Raw genomic sequence first — 22,425 nt, forward strand, 5'->3', positions numbered from 1 at the left:
GCGCAAGTGTGCAGTGGATCAACATCTTGCGTGGGGGCGCAGTTGCCGCACAGATCGCCCCACCTGACCTCGAGCAGTGGCACCGACTGGCCCGCATGCTCATGTGCGTACCTGCAGCCGCCGGGGACATGCCATTTTCCGGACGGCGCTGGGATCAGCAGTGTGGTCGCGCGTTCGATCGCGTCGGGAATTGGGATCTGGTGCTGCTGGAAATGATGGCGACCGATCGGGCCGGACAGCGATACATGATTCATATGGGGCGGTGCACCATCAGGCGTACGGCTCCGTCCAGCGGAGCTGTACGGATCGTGGTGAGGCGGCGATCGCATGTTCCACAGAGCAAGCCTAGCTCCAGTGCCACTCATTCCGGGGCGCTGTGCGCGCGTTGCGACTGCGGGCACGATGTCATCAGGGCGACCCTGATACTCGGCTAACCTCGATCGCACGCGACGTGGCAGGAGAATGTGCGGACGCGATCTAGTCACGAGCGAACGGGGTTGGTTACTCACGCCGGCTTGACGGAGTCCCAGGGCACCCATTGTCGGACGGTGAGTGCGACGTGGCCGTTGACCGACCGGAGTTCGAGTTCGACTTCGAGAAACCATACGGGCTCAGTCCCGAACCGCAGGCGTGCCCACCGGTAGCCGAGCGCGGGAATCCATGTCTCGCCCATGCGTAGATCCAGGGCGGCGGCTTTCTCTCCGAGAGTGAACGGCACCGTTCGGGCGGGACTGCGAGTTGGAGGTACCCATATTCGCCGGGGGTCGACGAGGACCCTGCGTGGAGGGGTGAGCATTCTGGTGCTGGCGTGGTGGGATGATCCGGATTCGTTCATGGTCACCCCGTCCGGCTGATCGCGGTAGTAGCGGTGTGGGGGTCGGCTGGTCGGCGGGTCCAGCACGATCGCTGCGTCCCGGCAGCGCCCAGTCGTAGTGAGGTGCTGCGGGGGCGGCGCGCTGTGCGGCCGGAAACCTGGATCGTGTAGGTCATCGATCGCAGCCGTCCGCGTCCGCGGCCGATCCCCTCGCACTCGAGAAGTTCGCTGTGGATTTCCAGGTCGGGGCGGGCCCAGCCGGTGTGGGTGGTGACCAGGATGGCGTCATGGCTGCGAAGCCGGGCGAGGACCGCTCGTGTGCGGGTGGCGGCCGGGGTGGTGGGGTGGTCGAGTACGACGAGGGGAAGGCCGTCGAGGAGGATGGCGGCGACATCGAGGGGGTCGTCACCCGGGTTGGAGATGTGGGCCAGGCGGGACAGGTTTCCGCCCATCTCCGCGACGGCGAGCAACCCCAGCCGCGGGCAGCCGAGGACGGCGGTCCATTCCCCGGCGGCGGTGGCCGCGGCGAGCAATCCGAGGAGAGGGCCGAGGCGTCCGGTGCAAGCGATCAGCGATCCGCGCGGTAGGCCACCGGCGGGCAGCGCCTCACCCAGTGCCCCGGGGATCGGCAGGGTGTTCGCTGGTGCGGTGGTGGGCATCGGTGGGGCTTCGCGGGCGCCGACTCGGCCGTGGATGGCGTCCATGCGGGCGCGCAGGAGCGCGAGTTGCTCGGTACGTGGGAGGTCGGTCAGCGGTGCTGCGGCTGTGGTGCCGTCGGACCGTTGACTGCCCTCCAACTGCGAGCTATCGAACATATGTGCGAAATGATTGCATACCGCGTGATCGGCCGTCGAGACAGGCACGCTGATCGATAACTAACGGTCACCGAACTGCGGCCGAGCCGCCATTGCAGCTGGCCTTCGACTGCAGCGAATGTGGTGGCTGGCGCGGCGGTACAACAGGCTGTTGTACAACGCCGTGTTGTTGGCGGCGCGTGTTCGACGCGGGCGATGGTTGGGAGGTGGGCGGGACGTCCGAAGCTTCGAGATTGTCGGGTAGGTGGCGGATTGGTGGACCGATGCGACGGGGGTGCGCGTGCCGGAGTACGGCTGCTGCTTATTCGCTGCGCCCACGGTGAGACCTACGCCGTCGGAATCGCCGAGGGCGAAGAGACCGAGCGTGGACTAAGCGCGACGGGCAGAAGCCAAGCCGCGAGGCTGGCGGAGCGGTTGGCCGCCGAGCAATCGAGCCTGCAAGTCAGCCGCGTGTACAGCACCGGCGTGCGCCGGGCGGGGCAGACCGCCACGATCGTGGCCGAGCTGCTGGGGCTGGCGGTAGAGACGACTCCGATCGGGCCGGCGCACGGGAAGCCGGTCGACCCCGCGATGTCGGGTGGTGAAGGTGGGCAGCCGTGGGGGCAGTGGGCACCACGGGTGGGGCGGGAGTTGGAGTTGATCGCGGGGCGGCATCCCGGCGAGACGGTTGTGGTGGTCTGCCACCAACACACCGTGCTCGCTGCGGTCCAGTACTTCCTGGAAGGAACGTACTCCCGCGCGCATGTCGCGATCGAGGTCGACCACACCGCGATCACCGAATGGCAGCTGCGCCCGGCTCGCCACCAGTCTGCCGAGGCCGAAGGGTGGCGGTGGGTGTTGGTCCGCGCGAACGACGCCGAGCATTTGAGAGCGCAATCGCGCCGCATCACCCGGCGCAGGCGACACTCATGACCGACGTGTCGAACCTGCCGCCGCAGTCGTCGACGCCGCCGCCGTGGTATGGGCGTGATTGCATTCGAGGCGGCCCGGCGCGGGTCAGCTCTGCCGCACTGTTGCCTGCAGGACGAGCACGTTGTACGGACGCGGGGGGTATTTGAAGGTGTAGGCGGTGATGATGCGGTTCTCGTAGCACTCGGTCTCCGGGTCCCAGAGATAGATCCGTTGGTTGAGGACGTGCTCGTCGGTGGCGCGGATCCTGGAGATTTCCGGCCATTCGGGTGCTTGCTCGCAGGAGGTGATGATCTGCTGGATGCGTCGCTCGGGGATCCGGCCGGGCGCGACAACGAGGAAGGCGTTGGCCATGACGGTGGCCCGCTCCTCCCAGTTCCTGATCACCTTCTTCGCGGCAGGATCGCGGACCACCCACTCGAGCAAGTTCGGCCGCACCGTGGCATCGGGGACGGGCGCGACGAGCCCGGGGAATCGAGCAAGCAGTGGCTCGTTGGCGGCATACAGGTCGAAGGCGTCGTCGTGGTAGCAGGCGGGGTCGAGGTTGCGGTCCAAGCCGAGCTGATCGTCCGGAGTGACGACCGGCGACATGTCCCAGTTGAGCTGGTTGAGCAGCGGCTGTGCCAGCGCGGCGTACTTGGGTCTTCGCCACTGAGGGACTTCGAGGCCGTTCAAGAATGCCTCGAGTGTCTCGGCTGAGGGAGTCCGCCCTTGGCGCTCCCACGCGTAGATCAAGCCCTTCGAGAGGTCTGCTTAACGAAAAATGTGAATGAGGAGGGGAAGGTGTGGATGAATGCGGGCTGTCCTGTACAGGTGTAGTTGGCACAGTCCAGGTGTAGTTGGCGCGTGGGTGGCGTTGTCCGGGGGTAGTTGGCGTGTGGGAGCTTACGAGGGGGTGGGGAGCGCGGTGAGGTCGGTGGGCTGATTGCGGCGAGTCGGGCCGCGACTCGCCGCAGCGTCTGGCGGAGTTCGGACGTCGGCGGCGGTTGCTGCTCGGGAGATTCTGCGGGCCAGCAGAATCAGCTGCCGTGGTGGCGGTGTTGAGCGCGGTCGAGGGCGGTGCGCCTGAGTCGGCGGCGGATTTCGAACTGGCCTATGTGCCGGTGGGCGGCGGTGAGGTCCGGGTCGGGTTGGCTGATGCGTGGGCGCTACGTCTCGAGGCCGCGGCGCCGGTGAGGCGATTTGCCTCGTACCGCGGCCAGCGGCATCTGTCGGGCAGTTGGTGGTCGGCGACCGACGGTCGGCATGTCGGGTTCGAGTCGTGGTTGGAGCGTGATCAGTTGATGGCGCTGGACTTCGACCCGACGGTGGTCGCGATCGCGTCACAGCCGTTGTGGCTGTTGTGGTCGGCGAGCGGCGGGCGCGGGGTGAGGTGTCACGCGCCGGACTACTTCGCTCGCCGCGCGGACGGCTCCGCGATCGTGGTGGACTGCCGTCCGGAGAACCGGCGTGGGCCGCGGGATCTGGCGGCGTTCGAGATGACGCGGCGGGCATGTGATTTGGTCGGGTGGGAGTATCGGCTACTCGGGATGCCGGATCCGGTGTTCACAGCGAACCTGCGGTGGCTGGCCGGTTATCGGCATACCCGGTATTTGCGCACTGGCGTGGCGCAGCGGTTACGGGCGGCGTTCGCGGAGCCGGCCGCGCTGATGGACGGCGCGCAAGTGGTGGGTGATCCGATCGCGGTGCTGCCGGTGTTGTTCCATCTCATCTGGCACCACCAGTTGACCGCGGATCTGTCGCGGTCGTTGCGCGCGGTGACGCCGGTGCGGGCGCAGCGCTGATGGGGCAGTGGCGTTCGGTGTTACGGCCGGGTGACTGGGTGCATTTCGATGGGGTCGAGCATCAGGTTGTCGCGATCGCGGGAACGTCGGTGCGGCTGCGCTCGGCCGACGGCGAGCACATGGTGGTGCTGGCATCGCATTTGATGGCCGCACCGGATTTCGGGGTAGTCGACGGCGCGGCGCCACCGGAGATGACTCCGTTGGGACTGCTGGACACGCTGCCCGCGGATGTTCTCACCGCCGCCAAGGAGTGGGAAGGCCACATCCTGGAGGCCACCCTCGGCGCCGGGCCCGACGGAAAGGTTAGGCCCGAATACGATCCGGCGAGCAGAACCCAGACCGACCGATTCCGCGCCAAGGTCGAGGAGCTGACCGCGGCGGGGCGGCCGGTCGGGTTGCGCACACTGCAACGGATGCGCGCACGCTATGCCGAGCAGGGGTTGTGGGGTTTGGTCGACCGACGGGCGCTGCGGGAGTCGACACCGTTGGGGCGGGTCGATGAGCGTGTTGTCGCGGCGGTGCGCCAGGAGTTGGACGCACAGACCGAGGTCTCGACGGGCACGCGGTCGCGGGTGATTCGGCGGGTGAGCAAGGCGCTCGAGGATGTCCACGGTCCTGGTGTGGTTCCGATGCCGGGGCGCAGCACCTTCTACGCGTTGGTCGAGGCGTTGGCTGCGGGGCGGCACAGTTTCGGTTCAGCGGTCACGCGGCGGCAGACCGCGAACCGTCCGGCGCGGCCGTTCACGCCGACGCTGGCGGCGCGCCCTGGTGAGCAGGTCCAAATCGACTCGACGCCATTGGATGTGATGGTGGTGTTGGAGCCGGGGGTGGTGGCGCGGGCGGATTTGACGATCGCGGTCGATGTCGCCACGCGCACGATCTGCGCCGCGGTGCTGCGGCCGGTCGGCACGAAGGCGGTGGACGCGGCGCTGCTGCTGGCGAGAATGTTGATCCCTGAGCCGATGCGGCCGGGATGGGCGGCGTCGCTGGCGATGTCGGCGTCACGGTTGCCCCACGCTCGGCTGGTGTCGGTGGATGAGCGGATGGCGCGGGCGGCGGCGAAGCCGGTGATCGTCCCGGACACGATCACGATCGACGGCGGGCGGGTGTTCATCTCCGAGACGTTCACCCGGGCCTGCGAGCGGCTGGGGATCTCGGTTCAGCGGGCACGCAAGCGCACACCGACCGACAAGGCGATCGTCGAGGCGACGTTCGGATCGATCAACACCCTGTGGTGTCAGCACTTGCCCGGCTACACCGGGTCCAACACCAGCCGCAGAGGCGAACGCGTCGATGACCATGCGGCCTGGACTGTCCCGGAGTTGCAGGGCCTGCTGGATGAGTGGGTGATCGCGGGCTGGCAGTCCCGCCCACACGACAGCCTGCGGGATCCGGACTTCCCGCGACGGGCGTTGTCGCCGAACGAGGCTTATGCGGCGATGGTCGCGGCCGCGGGATATCTGCCGGTGACCTTGACCGGAGAGGACTATCTCGAACTGCTGCCGGTGACCTGGCGAGCGATCAACGACTACGGCATCCGCATCGACTACCGAACCTACGACGCCAAGGCATTGGAATCGCACCGCCGCCAGCCTTCCGGGGTCACGGCACGCAAGAACCTCTGGGAGGTGCACTACGACCCTTACGACCTGTCACAGGTGTTCGTCCGCACCCCGGGCGGATGGGTCACCGCCGAATGGACACACAAGCCGATGGTGACCGGCCCCTTCGCCGACTTCACCTGGCGCGAAGCCCGCCGCCTGGTCGCCGAGCGCGGCGCCGACGACACCGACGAAACCAACATCGCCCGCGCCCTCGACGACCTGTTGACCCGCAGCGAGAACGGTCCGATACGACCCGACCAACGAGCCAGCCGCAAGGCCGCGGCCCGGGGCCGCGTCGCCGCCGCTACCCACAGACCACCGCCACCACCTGACGCTGAACCGAGCGAGCCCACCCACACCGAGACCGTTGAGACGACCGTGGTCCCGTTCGGGATCTTCGATGCCGCCGCCGAAGCCGAGAAGTGGAGATGACCAGAAGCACCCGCAAACCAGCCCGCCGCCGCAAGCCCGCCTACACCCCGTCCGCGGCTGCGAAGACCGTCACCGATGTCCCGCCCGACAGCCCGCTGACCACCAACGAGGGATGGGGTCGGTTCGTCCGGCACACCCCAGCACCGCCGCCGCTGCTCACCGCCGCGCAGCTGCTGAGCTTGCCATCCGCGCAACGCGCGGCACACGCAGATCGGCTGCTGGACTACCACGCTGATCTTCCCTTGGTGAACACCCCGACCATCCAGAAGGTGATCTCGGCGGGGCGGCTGCTGGTTCAACTGAACCGCCGCCAGATCTCGGCGCGGCGCGGGATGGTGATCAGCGGCATGTCGGGAACCGGCAAGACCACCGCGCTCACCCAGCTCGGCCGCGCCCACGAAATCGCCATCCGGCGCCGTTATCCCGACCAAGGCGAGCGGTTGCCGATCATTTACGTCACTGTCCCGCCGGCGGCGACACCACGGATGCTTGCCGTCGAGTTCGCACGCTTCCTCGGCCTGGAATTCCCTGCCCGCGCCAACCTCACCGACATCACCGACGCCGTCTGCTCGGTCGCCGCCCACGTCCGCGTCGACCTCGTGCTGGTCGACGAGATCCACAACATCTCACTGGCCAGCCGCTCCGGCGCGGAAGTCTCCGATCAGCTCAAGTACTTCGCCGAGCGGCTCCCGGCGACGTTCATCTACGCCGGGGTAGAAGTCGAAGCTCAAGGGTTGTTCGCCGGTCCTCGAGGACGTCAGATCGCGGGCCGGTTCACCGTGGTCCCCGCCGCACCGTTCGCCTACGGCACCGCTGAGCAACGCGGCCAATGGCAAGCCCTCATCGCCGCGCTGGAATCCACGCTGCGGTTACGCGACCACGTCGCTGGAACACTACCCGCGCTGGCCGAGCAGCTCTACCAGCGCAGTGGCGGCATGATCGGGAGTCTCTCGCAGATCGTCCGCGGCGCGGCGATCCTCGCAATCGAGGACGGCACCGAGAAGATCCCCGGCGAGCTACTCGACCAGGTGCCCGTCGACTACGCCGCCGAACGCAGCCAGCCGCCCGTGAGAACGAACGCAACGACCGCTGCAAGGGTCGCACAATGACCACGACGCTTCCCCGACAGCTGCCGATCACGATTCCACCAGCCCATCACGAGATCCTCGCGTCCTACCTGGCGAGGCTGGCGCGATTGAACAGTATCGACGGCGACGAACTCTGGAAACGAGTCAGCATCCCCGCTCCCACGCCGACACGGCGAATTGTCACCGCCGAACGAATGGCCGCCCTGACCGGTCGCCGCGGCGAGAATCTGGCGGGAGCGCTGCCGGAGCTGCGTGACCCGAAGCCGCACTGGACGATGTTCCGTCACGCCCCGCAGCCCGGCTGCAAGCGTTGTGACGCCCGCCACCGCGGCGGAGCGGTCCTGCGGGTCCTTCCGCACCACCGCTACGTCTGCACCCGGCATGGTTACTGGGTCGGGCCGCCCGACATCACCGCAACCGGCCCGTCGCTTACTCACTGCCCGCAGATCGTCGCCGCGCAGCGCCAGCACCTGCGTCTGGTGCAACGCTACGGCTGGGCGGCAGCCTACGACGCGGTCCTGACCGCGTTCATGATCTGCGCACACCGATGGAACGAACCGCGACCGACGACCGGGCTGCGACTGCAGCAGGACCTCTGGACAAAGCGCAGCCTGATGCTCATCCCGGAAGGCACCGAGCCCTCCACCTTCACCGCCTCCAAGCTTTTCGCCTGCCTCTACCCCGAAGCGATCGCGCTCTCACCGGTGATCGCGGCACCCCGGTGGCGGCAGCACGCCGCAGGAGACGCCCACCAGCTCGCCCTGTTCGTCGCCGAGCTTCGCCGCCGACTCCGGGACAACGACTACCAGCCCCGCGGCGAGCGGGACGCGATCGCTCACTGGATCGAGGCCGACTGCTGGCGCCAGCCCGCTACACCGCCCACGACATTCGACAAAGCACCAGGCCACCGCAAACCCAGCCAACTGCGCCACCGCAACCCGTTCAGCGACGAACGAACCTGGCGCTCGGCGACATGGTTCGGCCTCAAGAACCGACGCGGCGCCGGCGACGTCGTCCTGCACCACCGCACACTACGGCCGGTGATCGTCCGGAAATGGTCACCCGACATGCAGGAGTATCGCGGAGCGATCTGGAACAGCCAACGCACCGAGAAGCGCTTCAAGCAACCGTAAGTCGCCGACTGATGCTCCGGCCACGGCCGTCCGTGAAGACCTGGACGCGACTCCAGAGCAAGTCGCCATAGGTATTTCCCCCATAACGCGCAAGTCGGTGCCGTGACAGGGTGCATTAGGTGGCCGACTTGCCGACTTCTCAGCCTATGAGTGGTGCCTGTGCTGATGCTGGACAAGGCGCATGCTCAAGATACTGAGCGGCGGCCGTTACCGGATCATTTTGATGGTGATCGGTCCGCTGGCTTTTTGCATACTGTCCGCTGGCGGCCTGATCGTCACCCTGGTCGGTAGCGTGGCATCGACCTCCGAAGCTTTCATTTGTGCTCAATGCGAAGGTGTGATCGGCTCCGACCTGGATATCCCAGAGACGACAACGAAATCTGCTGCCAAAAGCGGAGAATCTTGGTCTCCATCCGGTGACATCAATGACTCAGACCCTTCTGCGCTGCCGTCTGCTAACCCATTGGCTGCAATGGCAGATCATCTCGACGATGACAGGGCTACCGGTTACGAACGGGATTGTGCCGATGCAATGAGAATCGCACCCCCGCAGACAATGTCACCGCCGCGGAACCGCAATAGTGGAATTGCTGTTGATTGCGCCCGCAGATTGGCCCTTGCTCAGACAAGCAGCCGTGTCGCTACTGGCGTGGGGACCGCTGGCCAGGCAGACGCTGGGTTGAGCCTCGCGGAGATGACGAGACACGTTGTCTATCAGGCAACGTCCGCGGCTGTGACCGGCCACTGCAACGTCGAGGACGGAGCGGACACCTCACTCGGCGACGCTCACCCACAGCGAGCACTCCACTTTCAACTTATAGATCATCGCCGTGGTGCGGTCAGCCACTGGGTGCTCGACCATTACCCGTGATTGTCGCGCTTCCAACCACAATCACCGAGCAGAGAGCCTGCGGCCAACGAGTCGATTCTTCGGCGATCTCAGCGGGCGATCTAGTCTTCTGGCAGATCCGCGGCTACCTTCCATTGCAAGCAGGGGTCGCCGTCAACAACACTGAAATCATTACCGCCGACCCGAATACCGGCCGATTCGAGCTGCGAACAATTCCGGCAACCCGAGATCTCCTCGTGAAACGTGTCCTGCCCGGACCTTAAGAGCCACGGCCAAGCGATGGCCATTCGGTGTCAATGAGCCATGGCGAGCACGCATCGAGGCGACAGAGGCCACACGTGCTGAAGACTCCCACGACATGGATTTCGCCATCTACGCCTGGACGGATCCCACGCTGCTGTCCGGACACAGTTGGCGAGCTACAGCTCCGCGGCGCGACGCTCGCCAACTAGTTCCGGAACGGACAAAACATTCGTCACTGGCATGGCTTGACTTAATCGCCGCCGACACCTGAGAATCATCGGGTGAGCTATATCGTCAAAGTAATCGCCACCATTGCCACGCCCTTCGCCATCGCAGCGAGCGCACCGGCAATCGCGGTCGCCAGCAACTCCGGAATCCCCCTCACCCCGTTCGTCTCGAGCGACAACCCGACCCCGGTTGCTACCGGTGGCACCGGCTCGTCGTCGACCGCGTCGTCGACCGGGTCGACCTGTTGGTTGACGGACCTCCCCTGCTCTTGGTACCACTGATACCCGGTGCGTTCCTGTATATAAAACTGACGGAGTTGCTTGACACTCGGACCCTCTGAACCGTAGGGAGATTCGGGTGAGCGAGCCTGTCATGGACCGTGAGGTGCGTCGGTGCCTGGCGGTCCTTCGTCATGTCGAGGAAGTCACCGGCAACGTCGCGATGACCTGCCGGTACTTCGGCATCAGCCGTCCCACGTACTACACGTGGCTGCGACGATATGAGACCGAAGGTGTGGACGGACTGCGCGAACGGTCACGGCGCCCGCGGACCAGCCCGACTGCGACTCGCGCCGAGGTCATCGAGAAGATCATCCATCTGCGCCAGCATTACCACTTCGGCCCGGACAAGATCCGCGTGTACCTCGAGCGCTACCACGACATCAAGATCAGCAAATCCGGCGTCTGGCGCATCCTCAAACGACTCGATATGGGCCGGCTACCGGCCTCCCAGCGCTACGAGCGCCACGACCGCCGCTGGGAGCGATACGAGAAGCAACGCCCTGGCCACCACGTGTAGATCGACGTCAAGTTCGTCGAACGCCTCCCCGCCAAGCCCGGCACCCCGGCGGTGAAACCGGTTGGTCGGCGCGGGAAGTTCTACCAGTTCACCGCGATCGATGACTGTACGCGGTTGTGGATCTTGAAGATCTATCCGCGCAACAACCAGAAGACCGCGATCCAGTTCCTGGACTACGTGCTCTCGCAGCTGCCGTTCGCGGTCGAAACGATTCAGACCGACATTCAAACTTGGTGATGGTCTCGAAGCTCTCGTCCGGCACGGCCGGCTGGGTGAAGAATTCGGGGCTCCGGCGCCTGCTTGCTACCGCTCAATGACCGAGTGGGGTTGTGCTCCTTGCCTGTTGATCGTGGGGCTTGCAGGGCCACCGCCGGGTGAGATGCGTCCTGTTAGGAACCCGGCGACTCGGCATCTGCCGTTGTGCAGGCGTGATGCGGAGATCCCTGTTGGTGAATGTCTGGTATTGCATCGACTCCCGCGACGGAATTTCCCACGCCGGACATGGACAGAGATCGTCGAGCAGACGGGAGTTGGATCGTTGAAGTTGCGGCTGGGTATCGATGTCGCCTGTCGGGCAGCGCACCAGGCCAGCCTGGCCGATGAGCAAGGCAAATTCCTATGGTCAGGTCGTAAGTTCCGCACCACCACCAGCGACCTGCAGCGACTGTGGTCGATGCTGCCTGGCCGGGGCGGATTCGTCGTCGATCACCATCATCATGGAGCCCACGCGCAACGCCTGGGTGCCGTTGGCGGCCTGGTTCCGCCGCCAGGGCGCCACCGTGGTTCTGGTGCCGCCAGAACAATCTGCCGATCTGCGCGACTACTACTGCAAACACACCAAGTCCGACCGCTTGGACTCGAAAGTTCTTGCCCGGATCCCACTTCAGCATCCCGAGGGCATGCACACCGCGACCGGGCTCGGGCCCGGCGACACGATGCGCAGAGCGGTCAAACTGCGCTCCAACCTGGTCAAACGCCGCACCAGCATCCTCGCGCGATTGGATGCGCTGCTCGAACTCCTCGGACCAGGCTGGCACGCGGCACTCGGCGCGGACCTGGCCAACAAGACCCCACTGCGGTTCCTCGCGCATTACGCCGACCCGCACGTAGTCATCCGGTTGGGCCGGGCCCGGCTGTCACGATTCCTCACCCGCCATTCTCGCGGCAGCTGGCGCGCGAGAAGAAAGCCGACCAGCTCATAGCCGCAGCCCGTGAAACGCTCGACCTCTGGGCCGATGGACTGGACTTCCCGGAGTTGGCCGACGATATCGCGATCGAGGCCCGGCTGGCTTTGCAACTCACCGACGAAATCAAGAAACTCGAAACCCGTATCGCGGCACTGCTGGACAAGGCCGACCCGGGCGGCATCGTCTGCTCGGCGCCCGGGGTCGGCCCGAATCTCGCAGCCCAGATCCTGGGACGTCTGGGTGACCCCAACCGCTTCGATTCCCTGGCCGCGATCCGTTCCTTCAGTGGACTGGTGCCAAAGCTCGATTCCTCAGACTTGAGCGGAAGACACGGTGGGCCAACGAAATCCGGAGACGCCTGCCTGCGCGAAGCACTGTTCATGGCAGCCGAACAGGCCCGGCGCAGCGATCCCTCGCTGGCGCGAAATACCACCGGCTCATGACCGAGACCGGCAAACACCACAACTCCGCGGTCTGCCATCTCTCCACGACCCTGCTCACCCGCATCGCCGCCTGCTGGCGCCGCAGCGAGCACTACGTCATCCGCGACGTCGACGGCAGCCCGCTCACACCCGAACAAGGCCGTCAGATCGTCGCTAACCGATACACCGTCCCCGCCGATATCCGCGCCGCCCGCCGCACCACCAGTGCGGGGACGGGCCGAGGACACAAGGAGTCGCGTAGCGCTCCACCGACCGGCCCGTCAACAACCAAGGCTACGAGCCTTCCGCCGAGTTGACATCCGTTAGGAACTCAACGGGGCGGAGTTCCAGTCCGGGTTCCACTGGCACGTGCTGGACAAGGGCATCAACCACGTCTACATCAAGCCGGGAACGCCGCGCTTGAACGGGAAGGTGGAGCGCTCGCACCGGATCGACGCCGAGGAGTTCTACCGGCTTCTCGACGGCGTGGTCATCGACGACGTCAACATCTTCAACGCGAAACTCAAAGAGTGGCAAGACTATTACAACTATCACCGGCCCCATGGCGGACTCGACGGCCAGACCCCGTATGAGAGACTTCGTCAGAAGACGACAACCGGGGACCGGGTGTAGTCGATCTTCGTCAGCGGCACAACGTCACCAGTGCTGGGAACATGGCCCGCGGCAGAACCGGCGCGGATACGCCCGTCTCCTGCGGCGACGCACCGCTGCCGATATCCACAGTCGGCAGCTTCCCATCCGACCACACGGCCGAATCCTGTTTCTCAACCTCGCTGACAGAATCGCCGAACATGGACGCCATCACGGCGCAAAAGCCCGCACCACCTGCCGAGTTCGATGGGTGAGCCGGAATCGGCTTCGTCGTTGCCGTTCGCCTTATCCCTCGACAAGGGCGTTGACTGATCCACGTGACCTGAGCCGAGCCTCATCGGTTTGGCGTCGGCGATATAACTTTGTCAGAAGAGCGTGTCGCGGACCCTCAGCGGCCTGTATCCGGTCGGGCCGAGCTGGGCGAGTTCGGCGTCGATGTCGACCTCGATAGCGCCAAAGAAATTGATGTTCCAGCTATGAGCTGGGCTGATGTGCGTTCGTTGTCGATCCGTCGGCCTTGGCGGCGCATTTGCTCGATGGCGAGCCCACGCTGCCGACCTCGGTGATCGGCTGCCAGCTGCGGCCCAGGCGCACATCACGGCCCCAGCCGCACTAGCGCCCATCCAGCTTCACGGAATTCGCCAATTAGATCCGGACATTCAGCCAACCAACAGTCCAGAACGACATGGCGAACCGCATGTCACCAGTCCTGGCGCTCGCCATGTCCAGCTGGACCGGACACGGGCGGTAGGTGGTAGGGCGAAGCTGTGGATGGCTGGGGACAGATTGAAAGCGGTGCGGGTGATCAGTGACTACAGGGGACGGGCAGGTAGGAACCGGAGCCGTTGATCCGGTTCCTACTGTGGTGACGGCTGCCGGGTGTCCGACTTCCGGGCGGTCACCTCCGCCGGTGGAGCCGGGTGGGGACGGCCGCGAGCGGGTCGAGGTCGGGATCGAGGCTCAGTGCGGCGAGAGTGTGGCCGTGGCAGGGCTTGGGTGCACACCAGCAACCCAGCACGCGGGCGGCGAGTTCACCGCGACGCAGGCGAGCCCGAAGGCCGGGCCGGTCGGCGAGGTGTCGGGCGTGAGCGAGCAGCACATCGTCGCGGTTGCCGTCGCGTCCGAGCACGAACGGGTTGCCCCAATCGCTGGTGCGGTCCACGGGCACGAACAGGTGGTGGCGGCGCGCCCACTCGATCAGGTGTCGGTGGCCGCTGGCAGCGCGCATCGACACCACGACCGACCGGCCGGTGGCCAAGGTCTGGTGAAGCTCGGTGATCGTGAGGCGCGCGGGGTCGGTGGGCGGCGCGGGGTGAGTCATGGCGAGTGCTCCTTCCGGTCGGAGGTGGTCGGATTGCGGATGCTGTTGCTCGGCACGGTCCGAGCACCCCGCGACCGGGGAACCGACTATCGCTGCGGTACCGGTCAGGCCGGTGGGGCGGGGACGCGGGTCCATCCGTAGGACCGGCACGCGTAGTGGCGGTCGTCGAGCCCGACGAGGTCGCCGACCGAGAGGGACCGCAGTCCTGCCACTCCCCGCATCCCTTTGGCGTACCAGGTGTCGGTGTGGATCTGGTCGTCGTCGTGTTCGGGGTGATCGTTGAACGCGGCGAAGACACGTTCGAGCAGAACCTTGTCGATGGCGGTGGTCGGGTCGACGCGCAGCACGAACTCGTAGGCGAGCGCTACTGGCGTGTGGGGCTGGTACCCGGTCAGCAGCGCGGTCGGGTCGGTGTTGAGGTAGACCCGCACCCGGACCTGGGTCGGGCGGGGCGCGAGCGCGGCGCGCAGCGCGGCCAGGGTGCGGCGTGCTCGGTGAGGGAGTCGGTGCACGGTCGTGCTCCTGTCGGATCGGGGAGTGGTGGACCGGTCCGCCGCGGGAGGGCGACACCGCGGCGGACCGGGGAACACGGGTGGAGCCGAGGGGGTGGGTCAGGCGACCGACGCGGTGCGGCGGCTGGTGGGTACGAGGCCGAGGTCGATGCGGCAGTCGGTGCAGTAGTTGTCGGCGTGCACGACGCTGTTTCGGGCGCAGGCGTCACAGCGTCCGATCCGCTGCCCGGCTCCGAGCGCGGAACCACCTCCGCGCGGCCGTCGCGCGGAGGCGGGACGGGGTGCGCGTTCGGGCTGTTCGAGGTTGCTCGCCATCCACCGGGTGATCAGCCGCCAGGTCGGTCCGGTGTTCGCCGCGGCGGCCCGCACCCGATCCAGCAACGCCCGCACCTGGGCGGGATGAGCGGCGGCGATATAGGCGCAGCGGGATTCGACGAAGCTCCGCATGCCGAACCCGGCAGGCAGCGCGGGAATGCCCGGGTGGCCGTCGGCGCGGCACACATCGCAGACCCCGTCGTCGCTGACCACGATCCCGTGGCGCGTGTGGAAGGGGCGACGGTCGCTGGCGGGACGGTCGATCCAGCAGCCCACGCACGGCCACCCCAGATACGGGGTCATCGCCGCGAGGTCGTAGTCCAGGCCCGAGCCCTGCCAGGTGGACTCCCGGGCGTCGAGTTCGCTGTAGGGCAGATACTCGTCACGGTCACTGGGGACCGGGATCCCGGTGCGGCGGGCGGCGAAGCGCGACTGGTCGGCCGGGGTGATCCGCGGCGGGAACTGCGGGCGGGTGCGACGAGCACGCGCGCCGCGCGCCCGCGACAATGGTTCGGGCTCGAGGTCGTGCTCGCGCAGGAACTCCCGTGCCGCGTCCTCGAGCCCGGCGTGACGGCGCTGGGGCGCGATGTGGCGTTCGGGCAGTTCGGGGGCGAGCAGGTACCGGTCGGCTTCGGTGTAGCACTCGGCGACGTGCAGGAAGTAGGAACGCTCCCACAACTCGGCCTGCACGTGCGCCCACACCTGTCCCGCCTTCTTCCGGGGTTCGGGCACCGGCGGGGTGCGGTCGTCGTCGACGGCGGTGTCGATCGCGTACAACCGCTGCGCCGCATAGCCCGCGTATTCGCGGTGGCGGCGCTCGGCCACGGCCAGGTCCCGTCCGCGGTGGCGCAGGCTCACCAGCGCGGTGGTGGGGGCGGGGATGCGAGCGCGGCGGGCGGCGACCTTCTCGGACTGGTAGCGGGCCGCATCGGTCGCCGCGCTGGGGGTGGCGGTGTAGCGGTCACGGTATCGGCGGTCGCGGATGGAGCGACGCACCCATTCGGCCGCCTCGATCGAGGTCTCGGACTGCTGGGGGAGCTCGGGGCGATACAGGCCCGGGTCGCCCTCGGCGGTGTGATCGACGATCAGCGACCGGAGTTCGGGGCGACTCTTCGCCATCCACCCGAGCTGACGCGCCGCGGTCTTCCACGAGGAGCGGGTCAACATCTCGGCAGCGCGGTCGAGGAATGCACGCTCGGCCGGGGAGGCCAGGGCCAGCACGGCGGTGAAGCGTTCGCGCGCGGCGTCGGGATCGGTGTTCAGGAGGAATTCGATCTCCCCGAGCGCGGCGGCGAACGGGGAAACGGTGTCGGCGACATCGGTAACGGTCTCGGTGACAGAGTCGGTGGTCTCGGGTGCGTTCAACGTTGCGGTCATCACTGGGTTCCTGTTCTGTCGTGGAAAACAGCTCGGCCCCGTGCCGGACGCACGCACACGCGTACGTAACCCCGGCACGGGGCTGGGCGGCTGGTCGTCTGACCCGCCTGAGTGCGGCCGACCAGGGTGGGAGCCCGACACGGCGGAGGGAACGCGCCGCAACGGTCGGCGCCGAATTCGCTGCGCACACCACCGGGCCGCCGGATACCGAACAGGCGGCGCGCCGGGCGAATTCGGTGACGGCTGGGCGCGGGCCCGCAGGCGTGGCGGGCTCACGCCCTGGTAGCACTCAGAAAGGCGGGGCCGACGGCCAGACGACCAGCCCTCACCAACCGCCACCCCTGATCGCTCACGCGGCCAACAGAGGCCGCGGGTCACCGCCTCGGTTGGGCAGGCGGAACGCGGTGTCGTCGTCCGGTTTCGACACAATCCCGGGCGAGCACCGCTTCAGGTCGCGATGTCGGGCCTGGAGCTATCGGTGACCGAACTTCGCGTACCGACGGATCGCAGGTTTCGTGGATGCCGGGAGTCGGTGTCAGGTGTGCGGGTCGTCGGGGCGGTCGATGGCCGCCCACGCCTGTTGCCAGGCGGTGGTGAAGCTGGTGGCGTTCTCGGCGGCGCTGATTCCCTCGTCGTGGGACTCTGCGGCGTCGTAGATGACGACGGTCCAGCTGTCGATGTCGCTGCGCCGGTAGGCGAGTCCGGCGTCGATGCTGGTGATCAGGACGTAGAGGGTGCCGGTTGGGTCGATGATCGGCCCGGCCTCGGCTTCGATGGCCACGAACGCGAACATCGGGATTCCGCCGGTGTCGACGATGCGGGGGTTGCCGCCGATCCCGCTCAGGAATTCGACTTCGGGACGGTGGGCGGCGAGCAGCGGGGCCGCGATGTGCTCGGGCGCGGGAGAATTGGGTGAGTCGATGGGCATCGCGCCCTCCTGTCTGTCGCTGCGCCGGTGCGCTCAGCGCGCGAAGGCCCGGCGACAGTGCGCGCGAGTTCGAGCCGGTTCAGGGGTGCGGTCTCGCGAGCGCGTGGTCGTGGGTGGCCTCGCGTGTGGCGGTCGGCGGTTGTGGCGGGGACAAGTCAGTGCCGCGCGGCGGGTTCGAGCGGGACCACCGATTCGATGAACCGCAGCGGCACCAGCACCGCAGCGAGCCCGAGGCCGCCGTGGGTGTGGACGACGGTGTGGCGGTGACCGACCGCCAGGACGCGGACACGGTGGCGGTGCCCGCCGTGGGTGGTGATCGTGGCCGCGGTCGCGGCGCGGCGCAGCCGGTGCAACTCGACCACGATCAGCGCGAGCCGACCGTGCCCGCCGTCTCCGTCGGCCGCTCCGGGTTCGGCCGGTTCGGTGTCGGTGATGACGGTGAGGCGTTGGGCGATGACCGTGCGTAGGCGACGGATCCCTTCCCACGGGCTGGCTTCACCGGCGAGGGTGTCGAGACGGTCGAGCAGGTGGCGCAGGAACCGGATCTGGATCGTGGCCGTCTCGCGTGGGTTGTCGGCGCTCACTGCAAAGCCCTCCCTGGTCAGGCCACCAATCGGGCGTGCGCGCCGGTACCGGTCCCCGCCGAGGTGGCGGTCTCGAAACCGGGTTGGCGGGCCGGTCGGCGGCGGGCGCGGGCCGCGATCGCCTCGCTGGTGGTGCGCATCGCCTCGGTGGCCGGGCTCGGTTCGGCGTGCAGCCGCAGGTCGTAGCAGTCCTCGCGGACCGGGCGGCGCACCCAGTCGCGGATCTCGACCTCGACCGGGACCTCGAGGACTTCGACGCCGGTGGCTGGGCGCGACCAGTGATCGAGAGGGCGGGTGTCGGGGTTGCCGAGCCGGGCCGCGGCGAGGGCCAGGACCCGGGAGAGGGCAGCATTCGGTGAGTGGGCGTGGCCGCGGTAGAGCAGTCCCAGCCACGCCCAGTCCTCGGGTGCCAGCTCGGTGAGCGCCGTGGCCATCGCGGCCCGCGCTCGCGAGGGCGCGTGCTCGGCGAGTGCGATCAACGCCGCCGCCGTCGCTGCCGCGGCGGTGACGGCGGGAGGTTCGGTAGGGACTTGCTCGCTCATCAGGGGGTCTCCTGGTCCGGTGAGGTAGCGAAGGATCCCGCTCTTTGGGTGGATCCACCGCTGTCGGGATGGTGGGTTCGGTTCAGGGCTGTTCTTCGCGCATCTGCGACTCGCGGCAGATCCGGTGCCAGGTGTGCATGAGTCGATCACCGGCGCGCATGGCCGCGACGGCCTCGCCGCGGTCGCTGGACTCGCACCACAGCTGCCCGTCGGGGCCGAGCACGGTGTACCAGCGGGTCGGCTCCCAGTCGCCCTGGTCGCGGGTGTAGGTCGAGTTCTCGGGATCGTTCACGCGGTGGTCGGCCTTTCGACACGGGATCGGCGCCCGCGGGCCGGGCGCGCTGAATTCGAGAAGACCCGTGATCACTCGGTGAGCGCCACGGGGCACGCGGATGCGGATGAGACAGGTGGTGGCTACACCCGACCGGGGTGTCGGGTGTAGCCACGATCCGCGCCCCCCGGCACGCGGGGCATCGCCACTGGCGCGAGCGGGCCGAAGGTGCAATCGCGCAGGAGGCGTTTCTAGAACGTGGGCTCCTCGCCGCCGAATCCGCCGCCGAACCCTCCCCCGAATCCGCTACTCGTGGTCGCCCAGGGATCGTCGTCACCGCCGCGGCTGCCGGTTGCCGCGCCGACGAGCTCGCGGGAGCGATCGCTGCTATCGTTTGCGTTGGTGTGGTTGGCCTTTCGTTTGGTGACCTTGGCGGTGGCGTAGCGCAGCGAGGGACCGACCTCGTCGACCTCGAGCTCCACGACGGTGCGTTTCTCGCCCTCGCGGGTCTGGTAGGACCGCTGCTTCAATCGGCCGCTGACGATCACGCGTGCGCCCCGGGTCAGCGTTAACCGGACCTCGTCTGCCGGTGTCCATAACGTCCGTACGGTTTGTATTTGGTGGGTTGTTCCTGCTACACAGACACCTCGTCTTGTTGTGTCGTTGTGGTGGAGGGGTGAAGGTTGCTGCTTCGGGTGCAGCGGTTGCGGGCGTCGGATACGGGGCGGCGTTCGTTCACGGTGGTCGATGGGGTCGGGTTGCCGGTGTGGCCGGTGGAGGAGTTTCTGTCGCATTTGGTGGCGAGAGGTAAGGCCCCGAACACGGTGGAGGGGTACGCCTACGATCTGCGGGATCTGTTCGTCTGGCTCGGTCAGCGTGGGTGGGACTACCGGGAACTGAGTGTGGAGCGGCTGTCGGAGTTCTTCAGCTGGCTACAGCGGCCGAAGAAGGCTCGAAGGCCGGGGGTACTGGTGCTACCGGGTGGACCCTCGGCGGTGGAGCGAACGACATTGGTGCGCAAACGGGCCGCGGTGGCGTCGTTCTATCGGTTTCATTCACGGCGTGACGTGTCGGTGCCCGCGCTGCTCGGAGAGTTCTCGGGCCCGCGGCCCACCGGCGGTTACGTGCCGCTGCTCGCGCACACCCGAAGTGGCGGCGCGCACGCGGATTCCTTCAGCCCGATACGGATCCGCGTGCATCGCGCGCCTCCCAGGACGGTCACCGTCGAGCAGCAGGCCGCGGTGCAGGATGCGTGTCGGCGGTTGCGGGACCGGTTCTTGATCGTGTTGTTGTTCGAGACGGGGCTGCGGCTGGGCGAGGCGCTGGGTTTGCGGCATCACGATCTGAAACTGCGTGCCGGTGAGGTGCACGTGGTGGCCCGTGAGGACAACGACAACGAGGCGCGCGTGAAGGGGCTCAAACCGCGGGTCGTGCCGGCGGCGGATGCGGTGTTCGATCTCTACGCGGAGTACATGGAGGTCGAATACGGTTCGCTGGACAGCGATTACGTGTTCGTCAATCTGTTCCGGCCGCCGATCGGTGCGCCGATGACCGAGGACAATGTCGCGAAGTTGGTGGGGCGGCTCCGCGCCGGGTCGGGCATCGATTTCTTCACCCCGCACGTCGCACGCCACACCTACGCGACCCGGTTGCTGCGGGCGAAGGTCCGCATCGAGATCGTGGCGGAGTTGTTGGGGCATTCGACTTCGCAGACCACCCAGACGACGTATTCGCATCTGAGCGCCGAAGACCATCGCAACGCCCTCATCGAGGCGGGCGTGTTGCCGAAAAGGACAGACCGAGGGTGAACACGGTGAGCGCACCGCTGAAGACAGATAGCGCGGCGGGGTTGTTGGAGCGTCTGATGCAGACGGTGGAGCCACTGTTCCGCGGGGAGGTGTTCTATCCACCGACCGACAGTCGCGTCTTCGTGCAGGGTTTCTGCCGGATCCCGTCGTGCGGCATCGCGCTGAGTTATGCCTCCCGGCGACTGTGTCAGGGCCACTATCAGCGGTGGAAGGGTGAGGGTAGTCCCGAACTCGAGGAATGGGCGATCGCTGAGGATTCCGCCACCAGGAAGCGACGGACCGTTGCGGACTGCGTGATCGGTCAGTGCAACCGGGCGGCGAAGTCGAAGGGGTTGTGCCATCGTCATGCCGAGACGTGGATGCGTTACGGCCGTCCCGAGGTGGAGGCGTGGGTGGCGCGCACGCTCTACTCGCCGCCGCGTGCGTCGATGGAGTCGGATTGCCGGTTCCCGGACTGCGAGCGCTGGACCGATGTCGGTAACTCCTGAAGACTGACCCCTCAGCGATTTCCGAACATTGACCCCTGGTGGGGGTTGACGCTTGCGGGGTGATTGCCATCGAGGACTGGGCTGAGATCCGCCGGTTGCATCGGGCGGAGGGGGTGCCGATCAAGGAGATCGCGCGGCGGCTGGGGGTGGCGCGGAATACGGTGCGTTCGGCGTTGGCGTCGGATCGGCCGCCGAAGTACGAGCGCAAGCCGCGGGGTCGGGTGGTGGAGGCGTATGAGGCGCAGATCCGGGCGTTGCTGGCGGAGTATCCGCGGATGCCGGGGTCGGTGATCGCCGAGCGGATCGGCTGGCCATACACGTTGAATCCGTTGAGGATTCGGTTGCGGGAGATCCGCCCGGAATACGCCGGGGTGGACCCGGTGGATCGGGTGAGTTATGAGCCGGGGTCGGTGACGCAGTGTGATCTGTGGTTTCCCGAGCCGCGGATCCCGGTCGGGCGTGGCCAAGAGCGTGTGTTTCCGGTGCTGGTGATGACGTTGGGGTTTTCGCGGTTCACCGCGGCGGTGATGCTGCCTCGCGTCAGAGCGGGGATCTGTTGTCGGGGATGTGGCAGCTGATCTCGCAGATGGGGAGAGTGACGAAGACCCTCGTCTGGGATCGGGAGTCAGCGATCGGTGGGACCGGGAAGGTGACCGCGGCCGCGGCAGCGTTCGCCGGGACCCTCGCTACGAGGATTCAGCTGGCCCCGCCCCGGGATCCGGAATACAAGGGCATGGTCGAGCGGATGAACGGGTTCCTCGAGACCTCGTTCCTGCCGGGCCGCAGCTTCACCGACCCCACCGATTTCAACACCCAGCTCGCGGATTGGCTGACGCGGGCCAACACGCGCACAGTCCGTTCGATCGGTGGCCGACCGGTCGATCTGTTCGAGACCGATTACCTGTCGATGATCGCGTTGCCGCCGGTCAGCCCAGCGGTCGGATTGAGTCAGCGAGTCCGCCTGGCCCGCGACTACTACGTGCGCGTCGACACCGTCGATTACTCCGTCGATCCACGGCTGATCGGCCGGTTCGTCGATGTCACCGCCTCCCCGACCGTGGTCACGGTTCAGTGCGATGGGCAGGTCGTGGCCCGGCATCAACGATCGTGGGCCAAGCAGGAGGTGGTCACCGATCCTGATCACGCGGCGCTGGCCGCGCAGCTGCGGGCCGGGTTCGCCGCCGACCGGCGCCGCCGGGAGCAAGCGCGGCGGCATTCCGATGGGCATCCGGTCGCGCTGCGCGCGTTGCCGGACTACGACGTCCTGTTCGGCGTCGATTTCCATGTTCCGACAACAGAAGAGAGACACGGATGACCGCGACCAAACCCAAGACGGCCACCAACGCAGTCGGCCAGCCAC

Annotated in this window: 25 protein-coding genes and 3 pseudogenes; 16 read left to right on the forward strand and 12 right to left on the reverse strand. The window is 67.1% G+C overall.

All coding sequences use genetic code 11. From position 1 onward, the window contains the following. Window positions 1-505 precede the first annotated feature (505 nt). Complete coding sequence (locus AB0L97_RS26555) at window positions 506-673, reverse strand: hypothetical protein (protein ID WP_157227969.1); 168 nt, start codon at window positions 671-673, stop codon at window positions 506-508. Between the two features lie 164 nt (window positions 674-837). Beyond that, entirely contained in the window at window positions 838-1,629 is a 792-nt protein-coding gene (locus AB0L97_RS26560; RefSeq protein WP_233066772.1) for a hypothetical protein, read from the reverse strand. Window positions 1,630-1,884: 255 nt separating this feature from the next. Here AB0L97_RS26560 and AB0L97_RS26565 point away from each other — a divergent pair, with 255 nt between their 5' ends. Further along, window positions 1,885-2,541, forward strand: a complete 657-nt coding sequence (locus AB0L97_RS26565) for a histidine phosphatase family protein (RefSeq protein ID WP_364434398.1) — start codon at window positions 1,885-1,887, stop codon at window positions 2,539-2,541. Window positions 2,542-2,625: 84 nt separating this feature from the next. On the opposite strand, the gene AB0L97_RS26570 is transcribed toward AB0L97_RS26565, so the two are convergent. After that, the gene (locus AB0L97_RS26570) at window positions 2,626-3,213 is read right to left on the reverse strand and encodes a hypothetical protein (protein WP_364434401.1); all 588 of its coding nucleotides are present in this window, start codon (window positions 3,211-3,213) and stop codon (window positions 2,626-2,628) included. Window positions 3,214-3,566: 353 nt separating this feature from the next. Here AB0L97_RS26570 and AB0L97_RS26575 point away from each other — a divergent pair, with 353 nt between their 5' ends. From AB0L97_RS26575 to AB0L97_RS26630, 12 genes and pseudogenes are all read left to right on the forward strand, one after another. After that, complete coding sequence (locus AB0L97_RS26575; protein WP_364434404.1) at window positions 3,567-4,322, forward strand: TnsA-like heteromeric transposase endonuclease subunit; 756 nt, start codon at window positions 3,567-3,569, stop codon at window positions 4,320-4,322. Window positions 4,323-4,360: 38 nt separating this feature from the next. Then, on the forward strand, window positions 4,361-6,358 hold the full coding sequence (locus AB0L97_RS26580; protein WP_364434407.1) for a Mu transposase C-terminal domain-containing protein: 1,998 nt from the start codon (window positions 4,361-4,363) through the stop codon (window positions 6,356-6,358). Then, window positions 6,355-7,467 carry an ATP-binding protein gene (locus AB0L97_RS26585; RefSeq protein ID WP_364434410.1) on the forward strand — a complete coding sequence of 371 codons (1,113 nt, stop codon included), beginning with the start codon at window positions 6,355-6,357 and terminating at the stop codon, window positions 7,465-7,467. The genes AB0L97_RS26580 and AB0L97_RS26585 overlap by 4 nt, the downstream gene beginning before the upstream one ends. Then, window positions 7,464-8,579 (forward strand): hypothetical protein, encoded by a 1,116-nt coding sequence (locus AB0L97_RS26590; RefSeq protein ID WP_364434413.1) that lies wholly within the window; start codon window positions 7,464-7,466, stop codon window positions 8,577-8,579. Before AB0L97_RS26585 ends, AB0L97_RS26590 begins: the two co-directional genes overlap by 4 nt. Before the next feature lie 181 nt (window positions 8,580-8,760). Beyond that, the gene (locus AB0L97_RS26595) at window positions 8,761-9,450 is read left to right on the forward strand and encodes a hypothetical protein (protein ID WP_364434416.1); all 690 of its coding nucleotides are present in this window, start codon (window positions 8,761-8,763) and stop codon (window positions 9,448-9,450) included. A gap of 503 nt (window positions 9,451-9,953) precedes the next feature. Then, a complete protein-coding gene (locus AB0L97_RS26600) occupies window positions 9,954-10,181 on the forward strand; it encodes a hypothetical protein (protein ID WP_364434419.1) in 228 nt (75 codons plus the stop codon). Window positions 10,182-10,257: 76 nt separating this feature from the next. Beyond that, window positions 10,258-10,698: a helix-turn-helix domain-containing protein gene (locus AB0L97_RS26605; RefSeq protein ID WP_364434422.1), complete on the forward strand. Its 441-nt coding sequence runs from the start codon at window positions 10,258-10,260 to the stop codon at window positions 10,696-10,698. Window positions 10,699-10,812: 114 nt separating this feature from the next. Continuing rightward, window positions 10,813-10,935, forward strand: coding sequence for a hypothetical protein (locus AB0L97_RS26610; RefSeq protein ID WP_364434426.1), 123 nt, complete (start codon window positions 10,813-10,815; stop codon window positions 10,933-10,935). A gap of 479 nt (window positions 10,936-11,414) precedes the next feature. Continuing rightward, a complete protein-coding gene (locus AB0L97_RS26615; RefSeq protein WP_364434429.1) occupies window positions 11,415-11,900 on the forward strand; it encodes a transposase in 486 nt (161 codons plus the stop codon). Window positions 11,901-11,953: 53 nt separating this feature from the next. Continuing rightward, window positions 11,954-12,328: an IS110 family transposase gene (locus tag AB0L97_RS26620; RefSeq protein ID WP_364434432.1), complete on the forward strand. Its 375-nt coding sequence runs from the start codon at window positions 11,954-11,956 to the stop codon at window positions 12,326-12,328. Then, window positions 12,325-12,624, forward strand: a complete 300-nt coding sequence (locus tag AB0L97_RS26625; protein ID WP_364434435.1) for a hypothetical protein — start codon at window positions 12,325-12,327, stop codon at window positions 12,622-12,624. The genes AB0L97_RS26620 and AB0L97_RS26625 overlap by 4 nt, the downstream gene beginning before the upstream one ends. Further along, window positions 12,611-12,940: pseudogene (locus tag AB0L97_RS26630) on the forward strand (integrase core domain-containing protein); the annotation flags it as partial. The gene AB0L97_RS26625 and the pseudogene AB0L97_RS26630, both read left to right, overlap by 14 nt. Before the next feature lie 344 nt (window positions 12,941-13,284). Here AB0L97_RS26630 and AB0L97_RS26635 read toward each other — a convergent pair. The 9 genes and pseudogenes from AB0L97_RS26635 to AB0L97_RS26675 all read right to left on the reverse strand — a co-directional run. Next, window positions 13,285-13,466: pseudogene (locus tag AB0L97_RS26635) on the reverse strand (hypothetical protein); the annotation flags it as partial. Between the two features lie 351 nt (window positions 13,467-13,817). Beyond that, entirely contained in the window at window positions 13,818-14,240 is a 423-nt protein-coding gene (locus tag AB0L97_RS26640) for a DUF4326 domain-containing protein (protein WP_157227663.1), read from the reverse strand. A 104-nt stretch (window positions 14,241-14,344) separates the two neighbouring features. Beyond that, on the reverse strand, window positions 14,345-14,752 hold the full coding sequence (locus AB0L97_RS26645) for a hypothetical protein (protein ID WP_364434439.1): 408 nt from the start codon (window positions 14,750-14,752) through the stop codon (window positions 14,345-14,347). 99 nt (window positions 14,753-14,851) lie between these two features. Further along, window positions 14,852-16,444, reverse strand: coding sequence for a hypothetical protein (locus AB0L97_RS26650; protein WP_364434442.1), 1,593 nt, complete (start codon window positions 16,442-16,444; stop codon window positions 14,852-14,854). Window positions 16,445-16,979: 535 nt separating this feature from the next. Continuing rightward, a complete protein-coding gene (locus AB0L97_RS26655) occupies window positions 16,980-17,372 on the reverse strand; it encodes a hypothetical protein (protein WP_364434445.1) in 393 nt (130 codons plus the stop codon). Between the two features lie 155 nt (window positions 17,373-17,527). After that, window positions 17,528-17,956 carry a hypothetical protein gene (locus AB0L97_RS26660; protein WP_364434448.1) on the reverse strand — a complete coding sequence of 143 codons (429 nt, stop codon included), beginning with the start codon at window positions 17,954-17,956 and terminating at the stop codon, window positions 17,528-17,530. Between the two features lie 17 nt (window positions 17,957-17,973). Next, the gene (locus AB0L97_RS26665) at window positions 17,974-18,498 is read right to left on the reverse strand and encodes a hypothetical protein (RefSeq protein WP_364434451.1); all 525 of its coding nucleotides are present in this window, start codon (window positions 18,496-18,498) and stop codon (window positions 17,974-17,976) included. 82 nt (window positions 18,499-18,580) lie between these two features. Beyond that, the gene (locus AB0L97_RS26670) at window positions 18,581-18,790 is read right to left on the reverse strand and encodes a hypothetical protein (RefSeq protein ID WP_043736961.1); all 210 of its coding nucleotides are present in this window, start codon (window positions 18,788-18,790) and stop codon (window positions 18,581-18,583) included. A gap of 230 nt (window positions 18,791-19,020) precedes the next feature. Beyond that, complete coding sequence (locus tag AB0L97_RS26675; RefSeq protein ID WP_364434455.1) at window positions 19,021-19,563, reverse strand: single-stranded DNA-binding protein; 543 nt, start codon at window positions 19,561-19,563, stop codon at window positions 19,021-19,023. Here AB0L97_RS26675 and AB0L97_RS26680 point away from each other — a divergent pair. The 3 genes and pseudogenes from AB0L97_RS26680 (at window position 19,453) to istA (ending at window position 22,380) form a co-directional block, all read left to right on the forward strand. After that, complete coding sequence (locus tag AB0L97_RS26680) at window positions 19,453-20,577, forward strand: tyrosine-type recombinase/integrase (protein ID WP_364434458.1); 1,125 nt, start codon at window positions 19,453-19,455, stop codon at window positions 20,575-20,577. The two genes, AB0L97_RS26675 and AB0L97_RS26680, sit on opposite strands and share 111 nt — an antisense overlap. Window positions 20,578-20,582: 5 nt before the next feature. Next, entirely contained in the window at window positions 20,583-21,065 is a 483-nt protein-coding gene (locus AB0L97_RS26685) for a hypothetical protein (RefSeq protein ID WP_364434461.1), read from the forward strand. Between the two features lie 59 nt (window positions 21,066-21,124). Further along, a pseudogene (istA, locus tag AB0L97_RS26690) lies at window positions 21,125-22,380 on the forward strand (IS21 family transposase). The last annotated feature ends 45 nt before the right edge of the window (window positions 22,381-22,425 follow it).

The organism is Nocardia sp. NPDC051911, assembly GCF_040681035.1.
Lineage (GTDB): Bacteria > Actinomycetota > Actinomycetes > Mycobacteriales > Mycobacteriaceae > Nocardia > Nocardia sichangensis.